21 protein-coding genes are annotated in these 24,029 nt (G+C 66.9%); 13 read left to right on the top strand and 8 right to left on the bottom strand.

Going from position 1 to position 24,029, the window contains the following annotated elements; all coding sequences use genetic code 11:
- The first annotated feature begins 71 nt into the window (after positions 1-71).
- A complete protein-coding gene (locus VPH43_RS06535; RefSeq protein WP_328576870.1) occupies positions 72-2,267 on the top strand; it encodes a hybrid sensor histidine kinase/response regulator in 2,196 nt (731 codons plus the stop codon).
- Between the two features lie 31 nt (positions 2,268-2,298).
- Here VPH43_RS06535 and VPH43_RS06530 read toward each other — a convergent pair whose 3' ends face one another.
- From VPH43_RS06530 to VPH43_RS06515, 4 genes are all read right to left on the bottom strand, one after another.
- Positions 2,299-2,853, bottom strand: a complete 555-nt coding sequence (locus VPH43_RS06530) for a hypothetical protein (protein WP_328576869.1) — start codon at positions 2,851-2,853, stop codon at positions 2,299-2,301.
- Positions 2,854-2,923: 70 nt separating this feature from the next.
- The gene (locus VPH43_RS06525) at positions 2,924-3,607 is read right to left on the bottom strand and encodes a diguanylate cyclase domain-containing protein (protein ID WP_328576868.1); all 684 of its coding nucleotides are present in this window, start codon (positions 3,605-3,607) and stop codon (positions 2,924-2,926) included.
- Between the two features lie 100 nt (positions 3,608-3,707).
- On the bottom strand, positions 3,708-6,227 hold the full coding sequence (locus tag VPH43_RS06520) for a penicillin-binding protein 1A (protein WP_328576867.1): 2,520 nt from the start codon (positions 6,225-6,227) through the stop codon (positions 3,708-3,710).
- A 97-nt stretch (positions 6,228-6,324) separates the two neighbouring features.
- Entirely contained in the window at positions 6,325-8,328 is a 2,004-nt protein-coding gene (locus VPH43_RS06515) for an NAD(+) synthase (protein WP_328576866.1), read from the bottom strand.
- Between the two features lie 147 nt (positions 8,329-8,475).
- On the opposite strand from VPH43_RS06515, the gene VPH43_RS06510 reads away from it, so the two are divergent.
- Positions 8,476-8,811, top strand: a complete 336-nt coding sequence (locus tag VPH43_RS06510) for a TraR/DksA C4-type zinc finger protein (protein ID WP_328576865.1) — start codon at positions 8,476-8,478, stop codon at positions 8,809-8,811.
- Here VPH43_RS06510 and trxC read toward each other — a convergent pair.
- Together trxC and VPH43_RS06500 are read right to left on the bottom strand one after the other, a co-directional pair.
- Entirely contained in the window at positions 8,703-9,158 is a 456-nt protein-coding gene (gene trxC / locus VPH43_RS06505; RefSeq protein WP_328576864.1) for a thioredoxin TrxC, read from the bottom strand. The genes VPH43_RS06510 and trxC overlap by 109 nt on opposite strands.
- Positions 9,159-9,168: 10 nt before the next feature.
- Positions 9,169-10,086 (bottom strand): Tim44 domain-containing protein, encoded by a 918-nt coding sequence (locus tag VPH43_RS06500; RefSeq protein WP_328576863.1) that lies wholly within the window; start codon positions 10,084-10,086, stop codon positions 9,169-9,171.
- Positions 10,087-10,215: 129 nt separating this feature from the next.
- Here VPH43_RS06500 and VPH43_RS06495 point away from each other — a divergent pair, with 129 nt between their 5' ends.
- From VPH43_RS06495 to VPH43_RS06480, 4 genes are all read left to right on the top strand, one after another.
- Positions 10,216-12,159 carry an acyl CoA:acetate/3-ketoacid CoA transferase gene (locus VPH43_RS06495; protein WP_328576862.1) on the top strand — a complete coding sequence of 648 codons (1,944 nt, stop codon included), beginning with the start codon at positions 10,216-10,218 and terminating at the stop codon, positions 12,157-12,159.
- A 105-nt stretch (positions 12,160-12,264) separates the two neighbouring features.
- On the top strand, positions 12,265-12,588 hold the full coding sequence (locus VPH43_RS06490; protein WP_328576861.1) for a hypothetical protein: 324 nt from the start codon (positions 12,265-12,267) through the stop codon (positions 12,586-12,588).
- 94 nt (positions 12,589-12,682) lie between these two features.
- Positions 12,683-13,699, top strand: a complete 1,017-nt coding sequence (locus VPH43_RS06485; protein ID WP_328576860.1) for an SDR family oxidoreductase — start codon at positions 12,683-12,685, stop codon at positions 13,697-13,699.
- Between the two features lie 218 nt (positions 13,700-13,917).
- Positions 13,918-15,444, top strand: a complete 1,527-nt coding sequence (locus VPH43_RS06480; RefSeq protein WP_328576859.1) for an ABC transporter permease/substrate-binding protein — start codon at positions 13,918-13,920, stop codon at positions 15,442-15,444.
- A gap of 52 nt (positions 15,445-15,496) precedes the next feature.
- Here the strand turns inward: VPH43_RS06480 and VPH43_RS06475 are convergent, their stop codons facing one another.
- A complete protein-coding gene (locus tag VPH43_RS06475) occupies positions 15,497-15,889 on the bottom strand; it encodes a nuclear transport factor 2 family protein (protein ID WP_328576858.1) in 393 nt (130 codons plus the stop codon).
- A gap of 115 nt (positions 15,890-16,004) precedes the next feature.
- Positions 16,005-17,135 carry an integron integrase gene (locus VPH43_RS06470; RefSeq protein ID WP_442909227.1) on the bottom strand — a complete coding sequence of 377 codons (1,131 nt, stop codon included), beginning with the start codon at positions 17,133-17,135 and terminating at the stop codon, positions 16,005-16,007.
- 1,635 nt (positions 17,136-18,770) lie between these two features.
- On the opposite strand from VPH43_RS06470, the gene VPH43_RS06465 reads away from it, so the two are divergent.
- From VPH43_RS06465 to VPH43_RS06435, 7 genes are all read left to right on the top strand, one after another.
- Complete coding sequence (locus tag VPH43_RS06465) at positions 18,771-19,223, top strand: VOC family protein (RefSeq protein WP_328576857.1); 453 nt, start codon at positions 18,771-18,773, stop codon at positions 19,221-19,223.
- Between the two features lie 687 nt (positions 19,224-19,910).
- Positions 19,911-20,183, top strand: coding sequence for a hypothetical protein (locus VPH43_RS06460; protein ID WP_328576856.1), 273 nt, complete (start codon positions 19,911-19,913; stop codon positions 20,181-20,183).
- Positions 20,184-20,355: 172 nt separating this feature from the next.
- Positions 20,356-20,733: a nuclear transport factor 2 family protein gene (locus VPH43_RS06455; RefSeq protein WP_328576855.1), complete on the top strand. Its 378-nt coding sequence runs from the start codon at positions 20,356-20,358 to the stop codon at positions 20,731-20,733.
- Positions 20,734-21,222: 489 nt separating this feature from the next.
- Positions 21,223-21,672 (top strand): hypothetical protein, encoded by a 450-nt coding sequence (locus VPH43_RS06450; RefSeq protein WP_328576854.1) that lies wholly within the window; start codon positions 21,223-21,225, stop codon positions 21,670-21,672.
- A 108-nt stretch (positions 21,673-21,780) separates the two neighbouring features.
- Positions 21,781-22,137: a hypothetical protein gene (locus tag VPH43_RS06445; RefSeq protein WP_328576853.1), complete on the top strand. Its 357-nt coding sequence runs from the start codon at positions 21,781-21,783 to the stop codon at positions 22,135-22,137.
- Positions 22,138-22,230: 93 nt separating this feature from the next.
- The gene (locus tag VPH43_RS06440) at positions 22,231-23,010 is read left to right on the top strand and encodes a hypothetical protein (protein ID WP_328576852.1); all 780 of its coding nucleotides are present in this window, start codon (positions 22,231-22,233) and stop codon (positions 23,008-23,010) included.
- Positions 23,011-23,084: 74 nt separating this feature from the next.
- Positions 23,085-23,546, top strand: coding sequence for a methyltransferase family protein (locus VPH43_RS06435; protein WP_328576851.1), 462 nt, complete (start codon positions 23,085-23,087; stop codon positions 23,544-23,546).
- Positions 23,547-24,029: the final 483 nt, after the last annotated feature.

The following is a 24,029-nucleotide window of genomic DNA, read 5'->3' as shown; positions in this document are numbered from 1 at the left end:
CCTGGTTACAAGCAAGAACGGCGCCAGTGCGGCATGCCGCTTGCCTTCTCGAACTGCAACCGGAGATTTCCTTGCTGAACCCTGCCGAGGGCGCATACGCCGCCCTCCAGCCCACTGGCGACCACCTCGTCCGTTTCTACGACAAGGATTCCTTCCTCGTTGCTGAAGTGGCCGATTTCCTGGACGTCGCGCTGCGTGCGGGTGATGCGGCCATCGTGATTGCCACGCCGCAGCACCGGGCCCAGCTGCACAAGCGCCTGAGCGGCATCGGCCGCCCCAAGGGCCAGCCCGGCTGGCATGGCGGTGAATTGACCATGCTGGACGCGCGCGAGACGCTGGACCGTTTCATCGTGGACGGCATGCCCGACGCGCGCCTGTTCGGCGAGGTGGTGGGCAGCGTGGTGGCGGCCGCCGCTGCCGGCTCGCGCGAGGTGCGCGCCTTCGGCGAAATGGTGGCGCTGCTGTGCGCTGACGGCCGGTACGACGCGGCGGTGCGGCTCGAGGAGATGTGGAACCAGCTGGGCGAGCTGCATCGCTTTTCGCTCTTCTGCGCCTATCCGATGCAGCTGTTTGCGAGCGAGGAGCATGCGGCCAGCTTCCGCGCCGTGTGCGCCACCCATCGCCATGTGCGGCCGGTGGAAACCCTGCCCGGCATCATCAGCGGCAGCGGCGCACCGCTGGCCCTGGCCACGCTGCAGCAGCGCTGCGCGGCGCTGGAGGCCGAAGTGGCCCGCCGGCGCCAGGCCGAAGCCACCTTGCGCCAGCGCGAGAACGAGCTGATGGACTTTCTGGAGAACGCGGTCGAGTGCCTGCACCGGGTGGGGCCGGACGGCACCATCCTGTGGGCCAACCGGGCCGAGCTGGACCTGCTGGGCTACGCGCCGGAGGAATACATCGGCCATCACATCAGCGAGTTCCACGCCGACACCCCCGGCATACAGCGCATCCTGCAGCGCCTGCGGTCGGGCGAGACCCTGCTGGACGAGCCGGCGCAGCTGCGCTGCAAGGACGGCTCCATCCGCCATGTCTGCATCCACTCGAACGCGTGTTTCGATGGTGACGAGCTGCGCTACACCCGCTGCTTCACCCGCGACGTGACGGCGCAGTTGCGTGCCGCGCAGGAGCGCGAGCAGCTGCTGCGCGAGCTGGAGGCCGCCAGCCGCGCCAAGGACGAGTTCCTCGCGATGCTGGGGCATGAGTTGCGCAACCCGCTGTCGCCCATCGTCACCGCGCTGCAGCTGATGAAGATGCGCGGCGACAGCACCACCACGCGCGAGCAGGCGATCATCGAACGCCAGGTGGACCACCTCACGCGCCTGGTGGACGACCTGCTGGACGTGTCGCGCATCACCACCGGCAAGGTGGAGCTGCGGCGCCAGCCGGTGGAGATGGCCGAGGTGCTGATGAAGGCGGTGGAGATGGCCAGCCCGCTGCTGGAGCAGCGCCGCCAACGCTTCACGATGGACGTGCCGCCCGACGGCCTGCGCTGCGACGGCGATCCGGTGCGGCTGGCGCAGGTGGTGTCCAACCTGCTGACCAATGCCGCCCGCTACACGCCGGAGGCCGGCGACGTGCACCTGCAGGCGCGCCGCGAGGGCGAGCGGGTGGTGGTCACGGTGCAGGACAACGGCATCGGCATCTCGCCCGAGATGCTGCCCCAGCTGTTCGACATGTTCTTCCAGGGCCGCCGCGGCATCGAGCGCAAGGAAGGCGGCCTGGGCCTGGGCCTGGCGCTGGTGAAGTCGCTGGTGGAAATGCATGGCGGCGAGGTGCACGCCCACAGCGAAGGCCCTGGCCGGGGCAGCTGCTTCACCGTGCGCCTGCCGCTGGAGCGCCGCGGCACGGCGCGGGGGGCGACGCAAGCACTGCACGCTGCCCATGCCGGGGCCGAGGCGGGTGGCGCGCGGGTGCTGGTGGTGGACGACAACCTGGACGCTGCCGAGCTGCTGGGCCAGCTGCTCGCCGCCGAGGGCCACAGGGTCAAGGTGGTGAACGACCCGGCTGCCGCACTGGAGGCCCTGGACGGTTTCACCCCCGACGTGGCGCTGCTGGACATCGGCCTGCCGGTGATGGACGGTTATGAGCTGGCCATCCAGCTGCGCGGCCGCCTGCAGGGCGCGCCCTGCCAGCTGGTCGCGGTCACGGGTTACGGCCAGCCCGCGGACCGCGCCCGCAGCGAGCGTGCCGGCTTCGATGCGCACCTGGTCAAGCCGCTGGACCCCCAGGCGCTGCTGCGGCTGATGGCCGAATGCGTTACGGGGCGGTGATCAGCCAGCCAGCCGGCACGGCGGCGCCGCCTCAGCCGACCGCCGCCTCTGCGGCGGGATCGCCCAGCGAGCGCAGCACCAGGGAGGCGTCCTCCACCACCGTGGTGCCGGGGCCACCGTCGCCACGGGCGGCTGACCAGAGGTAGTGCTCTTGCGGCGGGACCATGGTGTCCTGCAGCTGCTCGATCTCCTCGCACATCAGGCGGCGTTCCTCGGCGCTCATCAGGCGACGCAGGGTGGGCACGGTCCACAGCTCATCGGCCAGGCGCTGCTGCGCCAGCCGGTCGGCAAAGCCGGCCAGCACGCGGTCGAAATCCGGCTCCCCGGGTGAGCAGATGCACAGCGCGGCCAGCGCCCGCTTGAGCTCCATGTGGGCGGCCAGGGCCTCGCTGTTCAGGCCCTTCCAGCCGCGCCGCTGCAAAGCTGGCAGCACGATTTGCTCGCGCATGTGGAAATGGGCCGCGGCGCGGTCGCGCAGTTCGCGCCAGGCCTGCTGGTCGAGTGCATCGCCCTCGGCGTCCTGCAACGCCTGGGTCAGCCGGTGAAGTGCCTCGAGCTGGTGGCCGATCAGGAGACTGCAATCCATGGGGCGGGGGCGGTACTGCTTTGGCGGGTCAACCGGGTCAGGCAAGCCCCATTCCCTTGCCGGTTGCGATTCAGGGGGGTGGTGCCAGCGCGGAGCTGTTGCGGCCCTTGCGGCGGGCGGTGGCCAGCGCCTGGCGGGCGCGCTGCAGCAGGGCGTCCACGTCTTCGCCGTCGGACAGTTCGGCCAGCCCGGCGCAGAAGGTGGTGTGGGGGTCCGCATGGCCGCCGGCCGCCGGCTGCAGGCGCAGCGAGTAGCGCAGGCGCTGGATCACGCTGGCGGCCATGTGGGCGCCGGCGCCCGGCAGCAGCAGCAGGAGCTCACCTTGCGGCCGCAGGGCCAGGTGGTCGCCTGGCCGCAGGTGCCCCTGGCAGTGGCGCGCAAAACGGTGCAGCGTGGGAAGGTCGGCCGCCTCATCCAGCATCACCAGCGACAGCGTGAAGGGGCGATGGCGTGCGCGCGCCTCGGCCACCGCATCGGCGGCGCGGCGCAGCACCGGCTCATCGGCCGGCGCCGGCGCGGGTGTGGCCTGCGCGGTGGCGGCGGGTGGCGTGGTGTCGACCACCAGGCGCCAGCCATCGAAGTGGGTTTCGTGCAGCGACGCGTCCTGGGCCGGCGGCGCGCCGGGGTGCCGCGCCTGGAAAGCCCGGTTGGCGTACTGGCGCTCGCCTTGGGGGTCGTACAGCGCAATGCCCAGATCGCTGCGGTCCAGGCCGCGCAGCAAGGTGGCAAGGTCGAAAGGGGCGCTGGTGGGCATCACGCAGGTCCAGGCGAAGTGCTTGGCAGCACGTTAACGGCAAGCGCAGTGCACCGCAATCGGCGCCGGCCCGCGTGACATGCCGTGTTCACCGCGATGTTCAGTTCGACGGCGGGTTGCCGCCATCACTGCTGGAAGCCGGCTCCACCGTGGGTGCCGGCTGGCTGGCCTCGGTGCCGCTGGTGGACACGGCGCCGCCGGAGGCCCCATTGCCGCGGCCGAACAAGCGATCCAATTCCTCCGCGCTCTTGGGCGGGCCGCTGCTGCGACGCATCGCCTCCACACCGGGGCCGTCACCGATCACCACCACGCCGGCCGAGCTGGTGCTGCGCTCCACCGGCATGCCCACCGTCACGGCCGGTGCCGGTGAGCCGGGCACCACGTCGTCGATGGCGCCGTAGCTGTCTTCCACATCCGCTGGCGGCACATAGGTGGTCACCACCGGCGGGCGCCGCGGCGGCGGGAAGCTGGCCTTGGCGTCCAGCAGCTTGCCCTTGAGCGCGTCGCGGAAGAAGTCACCCACCAGCAGCACCGCGTTGTGGCCGCCCTGGCCCCAGTAGTCGCTGCGCATGGTGACACGCTGGTCGTCGAAGCCCACCCAGGCGCCGGCCACCAGGTTGGGATGCATCAGGATGAACCAGCCGTCGGTGTTGTTCTGGGTGGTGCCGGTCTTGCCCGCGATGTCGGCCACCAGGCCGAACCGGGTCTTCACCATGGTGCCGGTGCCCTGGTTGACCACGCCGCGCATCATGTCGATCAGGTCCACGGCGGTGTCGGGCGACATCGCCCGCGCGGTCTCCGAACCGAACTCGGCCAGCACCTCGCCGCCGCGGCCGGTGATGCGGCGCACGAACACCGGCTTGTGGCGCGCGCCTTGCGCTGCGATCGTGCAATAGGCGTTCACCATCTCCAACAGGGTCACCGGGCTGGTGCCCAGGGCAATCGAGGGCACCGGGTCCAGCTTGCTCTGGTCCACGCCCATGGCGCGCGCCAGGCTCACGATGCGTGGCACACCCACCTCCTGGCTCACCTGCGCGGTGATGGTGTTCTTGGAATACACCAGGCCGTCGCGCAAGGTCATCATCGCCCCGGTGGAGCCATGCATGTCGGTGGGCCGCCACACGGTGCGCGCGTCCAGCCGCACCTCCACCGGCGCATCGATGTAGGCCCGCTCCGGGCCGACGCCGGCTTCCAGCGCCGCGCCGTAGACGATGGGCTTGAAGGTGGAGCCCGGTTGGCGCATGGCCTGGGCCACATGGTCGAACTGCCCATGTTCGAAATCGCGGCTGCCGACCCAGGCCTTGATCTCGCCATTGGTCGGGTCCATGGCCATGAAGCCGGCCTCCAGGCGCGTCTTGTCCTGGCGCAGCCGGGTCAGCACCGCGGGGTTGGCCTTGAGCGACTGCAAGGCGGCCGCGTCGGTGGCGCCAGCCTGGCGCGCCTTCTTGTATTCGGGCGACTCGCGCAGGAAGGCCATCAGCAGGTCGGGGCGCTTGCTGAAGAAGTGGCGGAAGGGCTCGGTCTTCTTGCCCATGCCGGCATAGGCCTCGGGCGAGGTCGATGTGGGGATGCCGGCCGCGCCCCATTCCACGTCCGCCACCTGCTGCAGCAGCTTGGCCTGGCGCTCCACCGCCTGGGTGGCCGCCTTCTGCAGGCGCGAATCCAGCGTGGTCTCGATCACCAGGCCATCGCTGTACAGGTCCACGTCGTGCGCCTCGGCCCATTCCAGCAGCCAGCGCCGCGCGTAGGCCGCAAAGTGGGGCGCTTCGCCCAGGTCTTCTTCCTGGCGCTTCAGGGTCACATGCAGCGGCTCGTCCTTCAGCTGCGCGTACTGCGCCTCGGTGAGCGAACCGGCCTTCACCCGTTGCTGCAGCACCAGGTTGCGACGCTTCTGCGCCCGCTCGGGAAACAGCACCGGGTTGTAGTAGTGCGTGCCCTTGAGCATGCCCACCAGCGTGGCGGCTTCGGCGGCGTCCAGCGCCTTGGCGGACTTGTCGAAGTAGGTGCGCGCGGCCATCTCGATGCCCACCGCGTTGTAGAGGAAGGGCGCGCTGTTGAGGTAGTGCTCCAGGATCTGCTGCTTGGTGTACACGCGCTCGATGCGCAGCGCGGTCACCATCTCCTTGAACTTGCGGTGCAGGTTGCGCGAGCGGCCGATGTCCTCGGGGAACAGGTTGCGTGCCAGCTGCTGGGTGATGGTGGAGCCGCCCTGGGTGTCGCCCTTGAGCGTGTGGAACATCGCGCTGAAGGTGCGGCGGATGTCCAGGCCATGGTGGTCGTAGAAGCGCCGGTCCTCGGTGGCCAGCAGGGCCTGCACCACATGCGGGGACACCTGCTCCAGCTTCACCGGCTCCTGCTGCGTGCGGCGGAAGGTGGCGAGTGTCTTGCCGTCGGCCGACAGCAGCACGCTGGGCTTGACGGTCTGCACCTGCTTCAGGTCCTCGATGCCAGGTGTCAGGGGCACCAGCGCGGCGATGTAGAGCACGCCGCCGACCAGCAGCGCGAGCAAGAGCGCGCCCACGTACCAGAGGGCGTCGCGGCCGCGCCAGGAGGACAGCCAGGCGCGCCAGGCATCGGCGGGCCGGCTCGGGGAATCGGGCTCAGGAGGAAGGGCAGACATGGCGCTCCGGGCTGCGGCTGGAGCGCCGCGGCGTCTGCCCCTTCAGGGCAACACCCGTGCCCTGTCAGCAAGCGCCGACACGGTGGGTGCTTTGTGGTCAGGCCTCGGGCACACGCTCCAGGTCCGCCAGCCACACGGCGGCTTCCGAATCGCTGGGCGCGCGCCAGTCGCCGCGCGGCGACAGCGAGCCGCCGGAGCCCACCTTGGGCGAATTGGGCACGCAGCTGCGCTTGAACTGGCTGGTCTTGAAGAAGCGCCAGAGGAAGTTCTTCAGGTGGCGCTTGATCTCCGCCAGCGGATAGCGCTCGCCCCATGCATGGTGCGCGAGGAAGGCCACCTTGGACGGCGCGAAGCCGAAACGCAGCGTGTAGTAGAGGTGGAAGTCCTGCAGCTCGTAGGGGCCCACCGAGGCCTCGGTGCTCTGGCCGGGCTGGTCCGCTTCGTCGCCCGGCACCAGCTCGGGGCTCACTTCGGTGTCGAGGATGTCGATCAGCACCTGGCTGCCCTGCGCGCCCACTTGGCGGCTGTCCGCCACCCAGCGCACCAGGTGCTTGATCAGCGTCTTGGGCACGCTGGCGTTCACGTTGTAGTGCGACATGTGGTCGCCCACGCCATAGGTGCACCAGCCGAGCGCAAGCTCGGAGAGATCGCCGGTGCCCACCACGATGCCGTTGTGGAAGTTGGCCAGGCGGAACAGGTGGCTGGTGCGCTCGCCGGCCTGCACGTTCTCGAAGGTGATGTCGTACTGCGGCTTGCCCTCGGCGAACGGGTGGCCCAGGTCCTTGAGCATCTGCTCGCAGCTGGGACGGATGTCGACCTGCTGCGCCGAGCAGCCGATGGCGGCCATCAGTCGCAAGGCCTGGTCCAGCGTGCGCGAGCTGGTGGCAAAGCCCGGCATGGTGAAGCCGAGGATGTTGCTGCGTGGCAGGCCCAGACGGTCCATCGCCTTGGCGCACACCAGCAGCGCGTGGGTGGAATCCAGCCCGCCGGACACACCGATGACCAGCTTCTGGATGCCGGTGGCGGCCAGGCGCTGCAGCAGCGCCTGCACCTGGATGTTGAAGACCTCGTTGCAGCGCTCGTCGCGCAGCGCCGGGTCCGATGGCACGTACGGGAACTGTTCGAGGTGGCGCCGCAGCGCGAGCGCGCCGCCGGGCACCGCGTGTTCAAAGCTCACCGTGCGAAAGCGCTGCAGCTCGGCCTTGTGGTGGGCGGCCGACTGGCCGAAGCTGGTCTGGCGCATGCGCTCGCGCACCATGCGCTCCAGGTCCACGTCCCCGGTGATCAGGTGCGAGCCGTCCACGAAGCGCTCGGACTCGACCACCAGGTCGCCGTTCTCGCAGATCAGCGCCTGGCCGTCCCAGGCCATGTCGGTGGTGGACTCCCCCAGCCCGGCCGACGAGTACAGGTAGGCCGCGATGCAGCGTGCGGACTGCAGGCTGACCAGCCGGCGCCGGTATTCCGACTTGCCCACCGTGATGTTGGAGGCCGACAGGTTCACCAGCACGGTGGCGCCTGCCATCGCGGCGAAGGAGGAGGGCGGGATGGGCACCCACACGTCCTCGCAGATCTCGACATGGAACTTGAAGTTGGCCAGCGTGCTGCTTTCGAACAGCAGGTCGGTGCCGAAGGGAATGATCTGCCCGTTGAGGCGGATCTCCTTGGACAGCGCGGTGTCGCCGGCGTTGAACTGGCGCGCCTCGTAGAACTCGCCGTAGTTGGGCAGATAGGTCTTGGGCACGATGCCCAGCACCCGGCCGCGATGCACCACGGCCGCGCAGTTGAAGAGCGAATGGTCCACCCGCAGCGGCAGGCCGACGATGGCCACGGTGTCGCACTGCGCGCTGGCCTCGGCCACGCGGGCCAGCGCCGCCTCGCAGCCGTCCAGCAGGGCACGCTGGTGGAACAGGTCGTCGCAGGTGTAGGCCGACAGGCCGAGCTCCGGAAACGCCACCAGCGCGGCGCCTTGCTGCGCAGCGTCAAGCAACAGGGCAATCGTTTGCTCGGCGTTGAACACCGGATCGGCCACCCGGCAGCGCGGCACGGCCACCGCCATGCGGGCGAAGCCGTGGCTGTAGAGATTGAGGAAGGGCGTCGTCATCCCGCCATCATCGCCGCATCGGCTCCCCCTTTGGAGTGCCGGGTTGTCCCGCATGCCGAAGTGTCCGGGGAAGCGCACGATGGACATCCCCTGCCGCTGCGCACCCGGCCACGGTGCCTCCAGCGGCTCCCCCATCAGGAGGTTCGGATGAACACCATGATGTTGGCCCTGTTGCAGGGCCGGTTGTGGGATACAGCATCCAGCCTGCAGCAGCAGCTGCAAGGCGCTGGCACTGAGGCGGGCCGCACGCGCGATGCGGCGGCCGGCCTGCTGCACCAGGTGTTCCAGGCGCTGGACGCGGTGCAGGCGGGGCGCTACGGGGTGTGCGCCGACTGCGAGCGCGACCTGGAACCTGACGAGCTGCTGCGCAAGCCCTACCGGCTGCTCTGCCCGGAGTGCGAGGCGCTGGCACCCACCTGGCGCCGCAGCCAGCTCATCAGCTCACCGGCGGGCAGGGCACCGGACACTCGCGCCACCTCCTGAGCCTGGCGAAACAGGATCAGCGTGGGGATGCTGCGGATGCCGTAGCGCGCGCTGGCCTGCGGCGAGGCATCGGTGTCCACCTTGGCGAAGCGCACCTCCGGCATCTGGCCGGCGGCGCTGGCGAAGTGCGGCGCCATGGTCTTGCAGGGGCCGCACCAGGCCGCCCAGAAGTCCACCACCACCGGCAGCTCGGTGCCGGCGAGGTAACGCGCCAGGCTGGCGTCGGTGAGGGTCACCGGCTGCGCGGGCATCAGCGCCACGCCGCAGCGGCCGCACACCGGCTCTTCGAGCAGCCGCTCCTGCGGGACCCGGTTGGTGGTGAGGCAGGCGGGGCAGGCCAGCAGCATGGCGGCGGCCTCAGGCGTGCTGCGCGATTCCCGCCAGGGCCCAGTCGGCGCTGCCATCGGCCGGGCGCACCAGGTGCCACACCTCGTCGAAGGACTGGGCCGTGCCGCCTTCGTCTTCGCGGATCAGGCCGTGGTAGCGCACGCTGACGACGTCCCGGCCGTCCTCGCGCGCCAGGTCCATCACCTCGGCGTTGAGCTGCACCACGTCGGTCTTCTGCGTGCGGCCCTGGCGATCCTGCAGGTCCAGCCGGGCAGCGGCAAACATTTCCGGTGTGGTGAAGCGGCGCAGGTCGTCCAGGTCGGCCGCATCGTTGGCCGCCTGCATGCGAATGAAGATCAACTTTGCGGCGCGCTCGAAGCCGGCCACGTCGAAGTTGGGCGGCAAGGACACGCTGTTGGCGGGCGGCGGCACTTCACGCGCGCCGCCGAAAGCGGGGCTGTCGAAGCTGCGCGGCGTGGGCTCCACCATGCGTGGTTCCACCCCCGCGCGCTGCAGGCCGGGTGCGGCACCGGCGAGCTGACGCCCTGGCAGGAAGCGCCGCAGCAGGAAGCGGATGGCCACGAACGCCAGCGCCGCGATCAACAGGATGGTGACCATGTTGGCCAGGCCCGCGCCCATGCCGAAGTGGCTGAACAGCGCTGCCAGGCCCAGGCCGGCAGCGATGCCGGCGATCGGGCCCATCCAGGAGCGCCGGGGCGCTGCGGCGGCGGCACCGGCCACGCCGGGCGCGGCAGCCGGTGCGGCGGCCTGCTGCCCGGGCTGCGCCTGCTGCTGCGGCGGGGTGGTCTGCTGCGGCGTGCGGGGCGGCGGCAGCGTGCGCTTCATGCCGGAGGTGGTGCCACCGCCCAGCCGCCGCGCGTCGGCCGCCGGCGCAAGCATGCTGGCGCCCAGCACCGCGATCAACACACCGACCAATAACTGTCTCATCACTTGGACTCCTGCCTGGGGTTCAGGCGTTTTCAGGCAATCCACCGGCCTGACCTGCCGTGCATGTGGGGTTTGCCCGCAAGATCAAAAGAGGCGCTTCCCCGAATATGGTTCCGAGGAGGCCACATCGTGCAACACAACAGCGTCCATTCTCGGCTGGCCGGCGTGACCGGCGGCGACAAAGGCAAGGTGGTGAGCGCCGCCGACGCGGTGCAGCTCATCGCCGATGGCGACACGCTGGCCACCGGCGGCTTCGTGGGCATCGGCTTTGCGGAAAACCTGGCCGTGGCGCTGGAGCAGCGCTTTCTCGCCACCGCCGCGCCCACCGGCCTGACGCTGGTGTATGCCGCCGGTCAGGGCGACGGCAAGGGCCGGGGCCTGAACCACCTGGGCCATGCGGGGCTGGTGGCGCGCGTGATCGGCGGCCATTGGGGCCTGGTACCGGCGCTGCAGAAGCTGGCGGTGGCCGGCGAGATCGAAGCGTGGAACTTGCCGCAGGGCGTGATCAGCCACCTGTTCCGCGACATCGCGGCCGGCAAGCCGGGCCATCTGTCGCGCGTGGGCCTGGGCACCTTCGTGGACCCGCGCTTTGGCGGTGGCCGGGTGAACGCGCGCACCACCACCTCACCGGTGCGCCTGATGGAGCTGGACGGCGAGCCCTACCTCTTCTACAAGGCCTTCCCGATCGACGTGGCGCTGGTGCGGGGCACCACGGCGGATGCCGACGGCAACATCACCATGGAGCGCGAGGCGCTCACGCTGGAGGCGCTGGCGATCGCCATGGCCGCGCGCAACAGCGGCGGCATCGTGATCGTGCAGGTGGAGCGGCTGGCAGAACGCGGCTCGCTCAAGCCGCGCGAGGTCAAGATCCCCGGCGTGCTGGTGGACTGCGTGGTGGTGGCCGAGAAGCCCGAGTACCACCCGCAGACCTTTGCCACCGACTACAGCGCCGCCTTCGCCGGCGAGCTGCGTGCGCCGCTGGCCGAGGTGGCGCCGATGGCACCGGGCGCGCGCAAGACGATCGCGCGCCGTGCCGCGCTGGAGCTCAAGCCCAACAGCGTGGTGAACCTGGGCATCGGCATGCCCGAAGGTGTGGCCGCGGTGGCCGCCGAGGAGCGGGTGATCGACCTGATCACGCTCACCGCGGAGCCGGGTGTCATTGGCGGCATACCGGCCGGTGGCCTGAACTTCGGCGCGGCGGTGAACCCGCAGGCCATCATCGACCAGCCCTATCAGTTCGACTTCTACGACGGTGGTGGCCTGGACATCGCGTTCCTCGGCCTGGCCCAGGCGGATGCCGAAGGCAACGTGAACGTGAGCAAGTTCGGCTCGCGCCTGGCGGGCGCGGGCGGCTTCATCAACATCAGCCAGAACGCCAAGGAGGTGGTGTTCGTGGGCACCTTCTGCACGATGGGCGAAGGCGCAGGCGGACAGAAGTTCGTGCCGCAGGTGGAACATCGCACCTTCAGCGGGCGCGAGGCCTTCAAGCGCGGGCAGAAGGTGCTGTACGTCACCGAGCGCTGCGTGTTCCGCCTGCATGAACGCGGGCTGGCGCTGGTGGAAATCGCACCCGGCGTGGACCTGGAGCGCGACATCCTGGCGCAGATGGGCTTCACTCCGGTGATCGAGCGAGCGCCGGCGCTGATGGACACGCAGTTGTTTGCCGAAGGGCCGATGGGCCTGCGTGCGCGCCTGCTGATGCGGCCCTTGCCCGAACGCCTGGCCTACAACGCCGAGCAGCGCACACTGTTCATCAACTTCGAGCGCCTGGCCATCCGCACGCCCGACGACGTGCAGGCCGTGCGGCACGAGGTGGAACGCAGGCTGCGGCCGCTGGGCCACAAGGTGTTTGCGGTGGTGAACTACGACCACTTCCACCTGGACCCGGAGGTGCAGGACCTGTGGGCCGCCATGGTGCGCGAGCTGTGCGACCGCTATTACCTGAACGTCACCCGCTACAGCACCGGCGGCTTCCTGCGCGCCAAGCTGGGCCCGGCGCTGGCCGCGCGTGGCGTGGCGCCGCACGTGTACGAGACGGCGGCCGAGGCGCGCGCCCGCCTGCGCGACACCTGAGCACCTGGCAGGCCGCCTCGCACACGGTTTGCCTTGCTCAGCTTGCAGTGGCCTGGTGACGGGCCGCGCTGTTCAGAGGAAGCTTCTGCGCAGGAAGAACGGTCCGTGCATTCGCTCGCATTCCGCACCCTTTTGTATCGCTATTTCTTCTTCAGCTGGCTGTTTCGCGACGTGAGCCGCGGCAACCTGCTGGAGCGGGCAGCCGCGTGGCGCCACAACCAGGCGCAGGCGCACTGGCTGCTCACCTACATGCGGCGCTGGCTGTGGTGCGGCGCCATCCTCTACGGCCTGGGTGCGCTGGTGGAATGGGTGCTCAATTCGCCGGTGCTGTCGGTGCTGTTCTACGTGCCCGGTGCGATCAGCGTGCCGGTGAACGCGGTGATCGGCGTGGCCTGGCTGGGCCTGAAGGCGCTGCCGCCGCCGATCTGAAACCTTTGTTTCGCCGATGTGGGCCACACGGGCCTGGGCACGTCGACTGCTGCCCTGCAGGGGTTGACCCCCAGCAGTTGATGAAGGAGATCCCATGGCCAACAAGGGCAAACCGACCAGCCAGTCCGCCGACGGCACGGCCGACAAGCAACGCCGGATCCAGCGCGAGCAGGACGCACGCGACGGCGAACACTCTGCCGCCAAGGGCGAAGAGCAATCGCAGCAGAAGAAGCAGCCGGTGCAGGCGGGCGCGCGCGAGCAGCCGGGCAAGCTGCCTGCCGAGCACCATGCCAAGCCGGGCATCGAGGCCGAGATGCAGCTCAAGCCGCAGTTCATGGCGCCCGACTACGAAGGCAGCAACAAGCTGCGCGGCATGGCGGCGCTGATCACGGGCGGCGACTCCGGCATCGGCCGCGCGGTGGCGGTGCTGTATGCGCGCGAGGGCGCGGACGTCGCATTGGTCTACCTGCCCGACGAGCAGCCCGATGCCGAAGAGACGCAGCGCTGCATCGAGGCCGAGGGCACCCGCTGCCTGCTGATCCCCGGCGACGTGAAGGACCCGGCCTTCTGCAAGCAGGCGGTGGAGCAGACGGTGCAGCAGTTTGGCAAGCTCGACATCCTGGTGAACAACGCCGCGTTCCAGGAGCATGCCGAGTCGCTGGAAGACCTGACCGAAGAGCGCTTCGACGAAACGATGCGCACCAACATCTACGGCTACTTCCACATGGCCAAGGCCGCGCTGCCGCACCTGAAGCAAGGCGCCTCCATCATCAACACCGGCTCTGTGGTGGGCCTGCGCGGCAGCCCCAAGCTGCTGGACTATTCCACCACCAAGGGCGCGATCCACGCGTTCACCAAGTCGCTGGCGCAGAACGTGATCGACAAAGGCATCCGCGTCAACGCGGTGGCACCCGGCCCGGTGTGGACACCGCTGAACCCGGCCGACCAGCCGGCGGACAAGGTGGCGCAGTTCGGTGCGGACACGGACATGAAGCGCGCGGCCCAGCCCGAAGAGCTGTCGCCGGCGTATGTGTTCCTCGCCGCGCCGGTGTGCTCGGGCTACATCACCGGCATCGTGCTGCCGGTGACGGGCAAGGTCGACGCATATTGAATGGCCCACCCCCGGAGATGGAGGGCCCACCCCGGAGCGCCTGCGGCGCTGCCCCCTCGGGCGCCCTCTCCCCCTCAAGGGGGCGCCGCTGGCGGCCCGGCAAAGCCGGATCCGCGCTGGAACGATGCGCTGAGTGCTCTGGCGACTGATTCATTGGGTGACCGGGTGACTGAGTGACCGAGCTGGCGAAGTGCGCGCAGCTCGGGCCAGAATGCGCCATGCCTGTTGCCATTCGGTCCGTGCTCGTTCATGCGTTCGCTTGCGTGCTCGCGATCGGGTGGGTCGGCACGGCGGGCGCCGACGAAGGCCGCCTGGTGGTGGGCTCCAAGCGCTTCACCGAGTCCTACATCCTGGGTGAGATCGTCAAGCAGACGGCGCAGGCGCAAGGCACCGTTGCCGAGCACCGCCAGGGCCTCGGCAATACCGCGGTGGTGTTCGAGGCGTTGAAGGCCGGCGCCATCGACGTGTACCCGGAGTACCTGGGCACCCTTGACGCCGAGATCCTGAAACACGCCAAGCCCACCGACATGGCGACGATGCAGCGCGAGCTGGCGGCGCTGGGCCTGGGCGTGGCGGTGCCGCTGGGTTTTGTGAACGGTTATGCGCTGGCGCTCAAGGCCGACCTCGCGCAGCGCCTGGGGCTGCAGCGCATCAGCGACCTGCGTGCACGTCCCGAGCTCGTGCTGGGTTTGTCGCATGAGTTCATCGGCCGCGCGGACGGCTGGCCCGGCCTGGCGGCGCGCTACCGGCTGCCGCAGCGGCCGGTGGGCATCGACCATGGGATTGCCTACGAGGCGCTGGCGAGCGGCCGCATCGCGGTGACGGACATCTATTCCACCGACGCCAAGATCGCCGAACTCGGCCTGCGCGTGCTGGAGGACGATGCGGCCTACTTTCCGCGCTATGACGCGGTGCTGTTGTACCGGCTGGACGTGGCCCGGCGCTTTCCGCAGGCGTGGGCGGCGATCGGCCGGCTGGAGGGCCGCATCCCCGCGGCCGCCATGATCGCGATGAACGGCGAGGCGGAGCTGCGCGGCCGGCCGTTTGCGGAGATCGCGCAGGATTTTGTGGCGCCTGCACGCGCCGGCTCGCAGCAGCGCGCGGGGCTCTGGGCCCGGCTGTGGGGCGAGGACCTGGGCCGGCTGGCGGCGCAACACCTGCAGCTCGTGCTGGTGGCGGTGTTGGCGGCGGCGCTGGTGGGCGTGCCCCTGGGTGCGGCCGCGGCCGCGCTGCCCCGGCTGGAGCAAGGCGTGATGGCCGCGGTGGGCCTGCTGCAGACCATTCCGTCGCTCGCCTTGTTTGCGATGCTCATCCCGCTGCTGGGCCGCATCGGCACGGTGCCGGCCCTGGTGGCCTTGTCGCTTTACGCGCTGCTGCCGATCGTGCGCAACACCACCACGGGCCTGGCACAGGTGAGCGCGGGACTGCGCCAGGCCGGCACTGCACTCGGCCTGACGCCCTGGCAGCGCTGGCGCAGCGTGGACCTGCCCCTGGCGGCGCCGGTGATCCTGGCGGGCGTGAAAACCGCGGCCGTCATCACGGTGGGCACGGCCACGATCGCGGCCTTCATCGGCGCGGGTGGCTTTGGTGAGCGCATCGCCACCGGCTTGGCGCTCAACGACCACGCGGCGCTGCTGGCGGGCGCGATACCGGCCGCCGTGCTGGCGCTGCTGACGCAGGCTGTGTTCGAACTGGGGGAGCGGCTGCTGCGTGGGCCGGGACGGCTGGGCCGCGCCGGCCGCTGAGGCGGCACAACGAACCAGCCGGACGGCTGTGCCGCCCGAGGCGGCCGAACGATCACGCCCCGGTGGTGTCGGAGGGAGCGCGCGGCACACGCTGGGCCGGGTCGTAGAAGAAGGTTTCCTCGGCGATGCGTTCGCCCTCCCAGCGCTGGTAGGCCAGCTCCTCCATACGGGTGACGGTGCCATCCAGCCACTCGAAGCGGAAGATCCAGCGGATCACCACATGGTCGCCGTTGACGAACACCGGCCGCACGCAGGTGGAGCTGACGGAGCGGGCCCGCGCCATCACCTTGCGCTCGTTGGCCACGTGCGCGTCCCGGCCCACCCGGGGCGGCGACTGGTTCTCCTGCATGCTGGCGTGTTCGGTGTAAAACTCCTCGCAGGCTTCGGCATGTGCGTTGGATTCCACCCGGGCGATGAAACGTTCCAGGGTGTCGTTGCTTGGCATGGCGGCGTCTCCGTTCGGCGGTGTCGGAAGGGCAGGGTAGCGCGGCTGGCAAACGGCTGCAGCGCACGGGCGCTGCACGGGCCTGCGGACGGGCTGCCCCACGGCAGAACGCGCGTCAGGCGAGCGCGGCCCGGCAGTGCGCCGCGCCCGCGCGTGAAGACACCGCGTGGAAGATCGGCCATGCGGGCGCGGGTTCACGCACCTGCCAGGGGCCCGACGGACCGCCAGGGAGAATGCCGCGGTCGCTGTTGTCGTTGCCATCGTCGTCGCTGGTGGGCGCGGGCGCGGCCGCCTCGGCTGGCAGGGTGTCCAGCGGGCTGCGGGTGGTGCCGGCGGCGATCTTGAGCACGTGGGTGTAGACCATGGTCGTGCTCACATCGCTGTGGCCCAACAGTTCCTGCACGGTGCGGATGTCGGTGCCCGCCTGCAGCAGGTGCGTGGCGAAGGAATGGCGCAGCGTGTGCACCGTCACCGGCTTGTCAATGCCGGCCCGCTGCACGGCGGCCTTCAAGTCACGCTGCAGCCGCTTTTCATGCAGGTGGTGCCGGCGCTCATCACCGGTGCGCGGGTCGATGGACAGGCTGCGCGAAGGAAACACCCAATGCCAGCTCCAGGATTGCGCAGCGCGGGGAAACTTGACCGAGAGCGCATGCGGCAGGTGCACGCCCGCCCGGGCACGCACGCGGTCGCTTTCGTAATCCACCCTTGCGCGCGCCAGTTGCTCGCGCAAGGGCGCTTCCAGCGAGCGCGGCAGCATGACCACCCGATCCTTGCCCCCCTTGCCGTCGCGCACGATGATGACGCCGCGCGTGAAGTCCACGTCCTTCACCCGCAAGCGCACGCCTTCCAGCAGGCGCATGCCGCTGCCATAGAGCAGGCGTGCCACCAGGCCGGTGTCCCCGCTCATGTGGGACAGCAGGCGCTGCACCTCCGGCACCGTCATCACCACCGGCAACCGCCGCTTGGCCAACGGACGCCCGATCTCCTGCAGCCAGGGCAACTGGATGCCCAGCACCTCCTGGTAGAGAAACACCAGCGCATTGAGCGCCTGCCGGTGCGTGGACGGCGAGACGCGCCGCTCATTGGCGAGATAGCTCAAGAACCCTTCGACCTCGGTGCGCCCCAGGTGCGACGGATGCCGCATGCCCGCCCAGCGCACGAAGTGCCGCACCCACAAGGCATACGCCTGCTCGGTGCGCAAGCTGTAATGCAGGTACCGAGCGCGCTCGGAGACTTGCTGCAGCAAGCGCGGTGGTGGGGCGTTGGGGTTGTCCACTTTGCTGGGGCGATAGACTGGATGAAAAAACAGTGTACGAGTGCTAAGTGTTTGTCGCAAGCGGAAGAAGCGGGTGTACGGAGAAGGTGTTATGAGGACGGTGGACGGGAGTGCGGAGCAAGCGGACGGTGACGTGCGGAGGGGTGGGAGGAGACAATGGGGGCTACAACACGTTAGGTGCCATGCGACCTCGCCTTGTCCTCCTTCCGTTGTGGCTTACCGCATGTTTGTGGGTTCTCTACTTTGGTCTCACGAGTCCATCGCCAGCGGATGTCAAGGACGTTCATGTGGGCCTGAACTTTTGGATGACTCTGCTAACCTTCCCGTTCGGCCTGCTAGTGTTCGTTGGATCAGATGTCGCAACGTTGCCGTTTGGGGTCTACTTTGGCGTTGCATGGGATCACCATCCGACGTTCTACCTGTTCATGTGGGGCGTCTACTTGCTCGTCGGTCTAATCCAGTGGCTAGTTGTCGTTCCCTCGCTTGCCAAGAAGTGGAGGCTCAAGCGAAGGGTTGGCACCTAACCCCTCCATCGAGCGGACAGCCCCAAGCGTCCTTCGGCCGCTTGCGTCTGCCGCTCATGTCGAACGTTAGATGCCACGTTGTTCGAAGAGCGTGGGCGCAGCGAGAGGGTTTGTTCTTCGCGCCGCTTTGTACAGAGCGTGTAAGGCTGGCGAGCTTGTCGTCGGGTGGTCAACGAGCGGCCTTCGTTGCGACATATCGGCTCGCAGAAGTAGTAGCGTTCGGCTGGTGTGGCGAGCAGTTCGCACACCGAGGCTTTCCACCAGGCGAGGGCGGCGCTATCGTTCAGTCTGTTCACCACTCAACCGGGGCTGTTCCGTGCCGTTGTTCGCCAAGCATCTAACCCCTCCATCGAGCGGACATGCCCCGGCAAGCCGGGTCATGCCGCTCATGTCGAACGTTAGGCGCCCGGCCGCATGAATACCCCACGCACGATCACAGCGCTTGTTCGCCGCTCTGGCAGAAGGGCAGCAGCGCGTGTTCAATGCTCTGGCAGCCTGATGGTGAGCCGCCTTGAACTGAGCGCGTGTGATGCGCCGCCTTCTTTGTTGGGCAAGGCTGCTGTGGTCCGCGCTTGGAAGCCGCGCGCGAGAGCAACGTGGACCGCGAGGCGTTCCTGCCACGAGCCAAGCGCTCTCTCGTATGCTGCCTCGTTTGTCTGGTCAGGCTGTTGAGCTATGCCTTTGACGTTCCTGTTCGGTTTCGCAAGCGTGTGCCCTCTGGTGCGCCAAAGCTCCGTTGCACGCCTCGGCCTAACCAGTCCATCGAGCGGACAGCCTTCGGCTGCCGCTCATGTCGAACGTTAGGTGCCATGTCATCGGAGAGTGGTGCCCTCGCGAGGGTGGCGTTGCGTGGGTGAGGCTGCAAGCGCTCAGAGAGAAAGTGCGGTTTGCGAAAGCTTGAACGAGCGCCTCTCCTTGCGACATATCGGTTCGAAAGAAGAGCACTGCGGCCAAGCTGGTTCGTCGTTGTGGCATCGAGGCTTTAGCAGCAAAGGCAGGCGCGGTATCGTGTGGTCTTTAGCGATTCGAGAGGCTGCTGTGCCTTTGTTCACCATGCACCTAACCCCTCCATCGAGCGGACATGCCCCGGCAAGCCGGGTCATGCCGCTCATGTCGAACGTTAGGTTCCATGGCAACACCGGGCGCTCTCCATCACGTCGAAGTCTACGTAGCGTCTCTCCAGGAGTCGTGCGCGTTTTGGGAGCCGTTCTTGGCTCACTTCGGGTACGAGGTGGAGCGGTTCTCGAACGGTGTCAGCATGATCCTCGGAGAAACGTACATCGTTCTGGTTCAGGCAGAGGAGCCGCACCTGTCACTCGGGTTCCACCGCAAGCGAGTTGGCCTAAACCATCTCGCGTTTCACGCCCAATCGCGCGAGCAGGTCGATCAAATCGCCGAGTGGGTGCAGAGCAACGGCTACACCTTGCTATACAAGGAGCGTCATCCTCATGCGGGCGGGCCCAACTACTACGCGATGTTCTGTGAAGACCCGAACAGAATCAAAGTCGAGGTTGTGGCTCCGTATGGAACCTAACCCCTCCATCGAGCGGACATGCCCCGGCAGGCCGGGTCATGCCGCTCATGTCGAACGTTAGCCTGCAAAAGTGAAGTCTCTTCCGTCTCGCGAGCAGATTCAGAACTGGATCGGAGACATCACGCCCTACGACTACTTTGAACAACTTGCGACCCAATCCGGAATTCTTGTTCTTCGCGCCAAAGACCCAATTTGTCAATGGCGCGGTCTTCACATAGCGCTGTCTGACGAGGGCCGCGACTACGTTCGGAGCCAACTTCTTAGCTTGGCGCGCGGCAACCCTGATCTTCTGCACCACCAATGCAGCCTTCCGGACGGCCGTGCTTGGTTTGATCTATACACATCAGGAGTGAACTTCGGCAGCTGGTGGAAGATTGACTTCGAACGCACCTATACAGCCTCCCCACTGCTCGTTCGATTCGCTCATAGCACTGCTCACGTACGGCTGTCGGAGCAGTCAGCATCCATACTTGCAAATGAACTGGAACAGTCGCTACAGGGCGGAGTCAAGTCAGAACTTGCACTGCATAGGGAAGCAAGGCCATCTTCCGAGCCACAAGCGCTGTGGCTTTGGCACTGGCCTGCTGGGCGCAGTGCCGGCTAACCCTTCCATCGAGCGGACACTCAACAGCCGGCTTCGCCGTCTGTCGCCTGCCGCTCATGTCAAACGTTAGGCCCCGAATCACCATGAGCGCTCCATCCACCATTGTGAAACTGGGCGTGGGGGCCGTCGCCGTGCCAGTTGTCGGCTTCTTAGTCGGCCTTCTCCTTCAGTTTGTTATTCCTGGCTGCAAATGCGATGAGGGCGCAGGTTGTAGCGGATGCGGTCCACTGAATGACACGCTCGCTTTGCTGGTACTTGGCGGGTTTGTGGGGGCGCTGTTGGCGGCATTTGTTGTCCTGCCTGCTGCACTGCTTCTGGCCGGTATCCTGCAGCTCATTTCCGGAGGGAAAGACTAGTGAGTCCGCATTGCACGTCGTCGTCGCACGTTGTGAGCGCACCGTGGCCTAACCCCTCCATCGAGCGGACGTCCACAAGCGGGCTTCGCCCACTTGCGGCCGCCGCTCATGTCGAACGTTAGGTGCCTCAGGTCGGCGCTACGATCCGAGCCTCATTACTCCGAGCATTCCGATGCCAAGCTGGTCTTCCCCTGAGGTTGTCGTTCAACGTCAGCTCGACGCCTACAACGCCAAAGACCTTGACGCCTGGCTCGCAACCTACGCGCCGGACGCAAAGCAATACGAGCATCCCGGGAAGTTGCTCGCCTCCGGTCGCGCTGAGATCCGGGCTCGCACCGCCCCTCGCTTCACCGAGCCGAATTTGCATGCCAAGCTCATCAAGCGCGCGGTCATGGGCAGTGTGGTCATCGACCACGAGGACGTAACGCGGACGTTCCCAGAAGGCCCAGGCAACATTGAACTCGTCTGCATCTACTTGGTCGAGCAAGGGCTTATCCGGAGCGCGTCGTTTGTTTTCGGTCCGGCAGTCGTGCAGGGAGCGCTCGCGTGAGGCCGGCACCTAACCTCTCCATCGAGCGGACATGCCCCGGCAAGCCGGGTCATGCCGCTCATGTCGGACGTTAGGCACCAGGCCGCATGAAATCCCAACGCACGATCTCAGCGCTTGTCCAGCGCTCTGGCAAAAGGGCAGTAGCGCGTGGTCTGCGCTCTGGCAGCCTGGCGGTGAGGTGCGTTGAGTCGAGCGCATGTGCTGCGCTGCATTCCTTGTCTGGCAAGGCTGCTGTGGTGCGCGCTTGGCAGCCACACGCGAGAACCAGGTGCACCGCGCAGCGTTCTTCGTGGTCCGGCACGAGCCGGGCGCTTTCTCGTATGCTGCCTTCTTTGTCTGGTCAGGCCGCTGAGCTATGCGTTTGATGGTCTTGTTCGGTGGCGAAGGTATTTGCCCTCTGGTGCGCCAAGGCTCCGCTTCACGCTTTAGCCTAACCAGTCCATCGAGCGGACAGCCTTCGGCTGCCGCTCATGTCCGACGTTAGCCACCATGAACAACGCCCGCGCGCTGGCTAGGTCAAGCGGAGCCGCCTGCTTCGTTGCAGCGGTCGCTCCAGTCGTCGCTTTCGTTTGCTTCTGGGCGGTCGTGTCGGCGTCTTCAACCGCAGTGCTTCCGTTTCACATGCGCGAGTTGGGTGGTCTATACGTCGAGGTCAAGTTGCCTACAACTGTTGCGTCGGTGCTGTTTGCTGCGAGCTTGTTTGGTTTGTCCAAAGTTCAAGGGCGGCAGGTCAATCGGTTCGGCATTGCAGCCCTTGGGGCTGCGTGTTTCGTGGCCGTTTTCGGGTGGCAGTTCTTCTCTAGCCTGGTTCTTCGCACGCATTTCTCGGGCACCGGCTTTCTAATCGCCGTTCTTGGCAGTCTTGCTGGCGCGGTGTCAGCGGCTCTTCTTCCCCAGGCTCTTCTTCCGTTGGGGGGCGAGGCGCACCGTGGCGGCTAACCCCTCCATCGAGCGGACGTCTTACAGCCGGCTGCGCCGTCTGCAAGCCGCCGCTCATGTCGAACGTTAGGCGCCAAAGGATAGTTAATCAAAACGTAGGAGGGTCTGATGGAGCACTTGAAGCGGTATCTTGTCGTTGTTGGAACTTGTGCAATTGCTACGGTAGTGCTGACGTTGTTCGCTGGTCGTAGCGTTCCTTCACTCATCAACATTGGCTCGTATGTGGGCGCGCTCTGTCTGTTACTTGGTGCATGGCGGTTGATGAACGGCAGCAATGACGCGATTGACCACGTACACATGATCCAGCGTGTTCAAAACTTCGATGCTGAAATCAAGGGCCGTCCTGCACTTCACCAACAGATCGTGCCTATGTTTGTGGCTCCAGGTGCTCTCTTCTTTGCTGGGCTAACTTGGCTAGTGCTCCTGCAAGCCATCCGCTATAAATGGGGCATCGTTCTTGATTGATGTCGATGGCGCCTAACCCCTCCATCGAGCGGACGGCTCTGAGCTGGCTGCGCCAGCCCAAAGCCGCCGCTCATGTCGAACGTTAGCCCCCTTATGCGACTCGGTGCCCTCATTCCATTGCTTGCATGCGTGCTATCAGCCTGTGGTGTTCCCCAAACGCCCGAGGCCTTCAACAAGACGCCCGAAGCTCAGTTTCTGCGCGTTGTCGTCGACAAGCTCGCTGTCCGAGAATTTGCGTTTATCGAAAGCCAACTTGATCCAAAGTTGGTCGAGCCGGACGTTCGTTCCGCGTTGGAACGAACCGCCGCCGCATTACCAGCAGAGGCAGTGGCCGCGGTACAACCAGTCGCTTGGCGTGTGGGAGTCAGCACGAATGGCCCGCGCACTGCAACGGTCGCGGCGGAGTATGCCTACCCGTCCTCAAAATGGTTCGTGGTCTCTGCGCAGCTGACGGGAGAAGCAGGCAGTTTCCGTATCCTCCGCCTTAACGTCGAGCCGCTTCCAGCGCCAATGGCTCAACTCAACGCGTTCACGTTCCAAGGCAAAGGTGCAATGCACTACGCCTTCTTTCTATTCACACTTTCGGCTTTCGCGTTGTCCGTCTACGCGTTCGTGCAGTGTCTGCGCACCAAAGGTATCCGTCGAAAGTGGCTGTGGGCCATATTCACCCTGCTCGGCTTTTGCGCGTTCACTCTGAACTGGTCGTCGGGTGCCGTATCAATCAATCCGCTTTCCTTCAATCTGTTCAGTGCTGGGTTCGGTCGGGCGGGCTGGGTCGGTCCGTGGGGCCTCACGTTTTGCATTCCCATTGGAGCCATCGTTTTCCTATGGAAGCATCGGCATGTCGCGAACACTCCACCAATAGGGGGCTAACCCCTCCATCGAGCGGACAGTTGTCGGCAAGCCGCCAACTGCCGCTCATGTCGAACGTTATGCCCCTCAGATCCGTGAGCGCGCTTGAGCTGAAGGTCCCGCCGCCGGTGGTAGCGCTGGTGATCGCGCTGTTCATGTGGGTTGTTGCGGCAGTCACGCCCAATCTCGCGTTGCCTGCCGTCTATCGCGTTGCCGGAACCCTTGCCCTGTTTGTCGCTGGCTTTGCGGTGCGAGCCATTGCCCAGCTGTCATTCGTTCGCGCCCGAACCACCATCAATCCCCTTAGTCCCTCTGGCTCATCCGCACTGGTGAGCGCAGGCATCTATCGTTACACCCGAAATCCAATGTACCTCGGTCGCCTCTTGCAGTTGGCAGGGTGGGCGGTCTTCTTGTCCAATGCGTTGGCTGCCTTGCTTGTGCCCGTGTATGTGCTTTACATCAATCGCTTCCAGGTTCGGCCTGAGGAGCGTGCGCTGCTGGAGCGCTTTGGGAGTCAATACGCTGCGTATCAACAGAAGGTCCCGCGGTGGCTGTGAGTGGCATAACCCCTCCATCGAGCGGACGTCTTCAAGCTGCGCTTGAAGCCGCCGCTCATGTCGAACGTTAGATGCCATGTACACGAGACGCGGTGCCGTGGCGAGAGTTCTGTTGCGCGGGCCGCATTGCAAGCGCGCCAAAGCAGAAGGGCGCGTAGCTGCCGTTTTGAACGAGCGCTGGTCGTTGCGACACATCGGCTCGAAAGAAGAGCGCTGCGGTCAGGCTGGCTTGTCGTTGTGGCACCGAGGCTTTAGCGGCAAGGATAGGCGCGGTATCGTGTGGTCTTCAGCACTTCGAGAGGCTGCTGTGCCGTTGTTCACCATGCATCTAACCCCTCCATCGAGCGGACAGCCTCCGGCTGCCGCTCATGTCGAACGTTAGGCGCCCGGCCGCATGAAATCCCAACGCACCATCTCAGCGCTTGTTCGCCGCTCTGGCAAAAGGGAAGTGGCATGTGCTTGGCGCTCTGGCAGCTCGTTTGC

It is taken from the genome of Ideonella sp. BN130291 (assembly GCF_036231905.1).
Taxonomy (GTDB): Bacteria; Pseudomonadota; Gammaproteobacteria; order Burkholderiales; family Burkholderiaceae_C; genus CAMLIZ01.
This window is presented reverse-complemented; position numbering and strand designations above follow the sequence as displayed.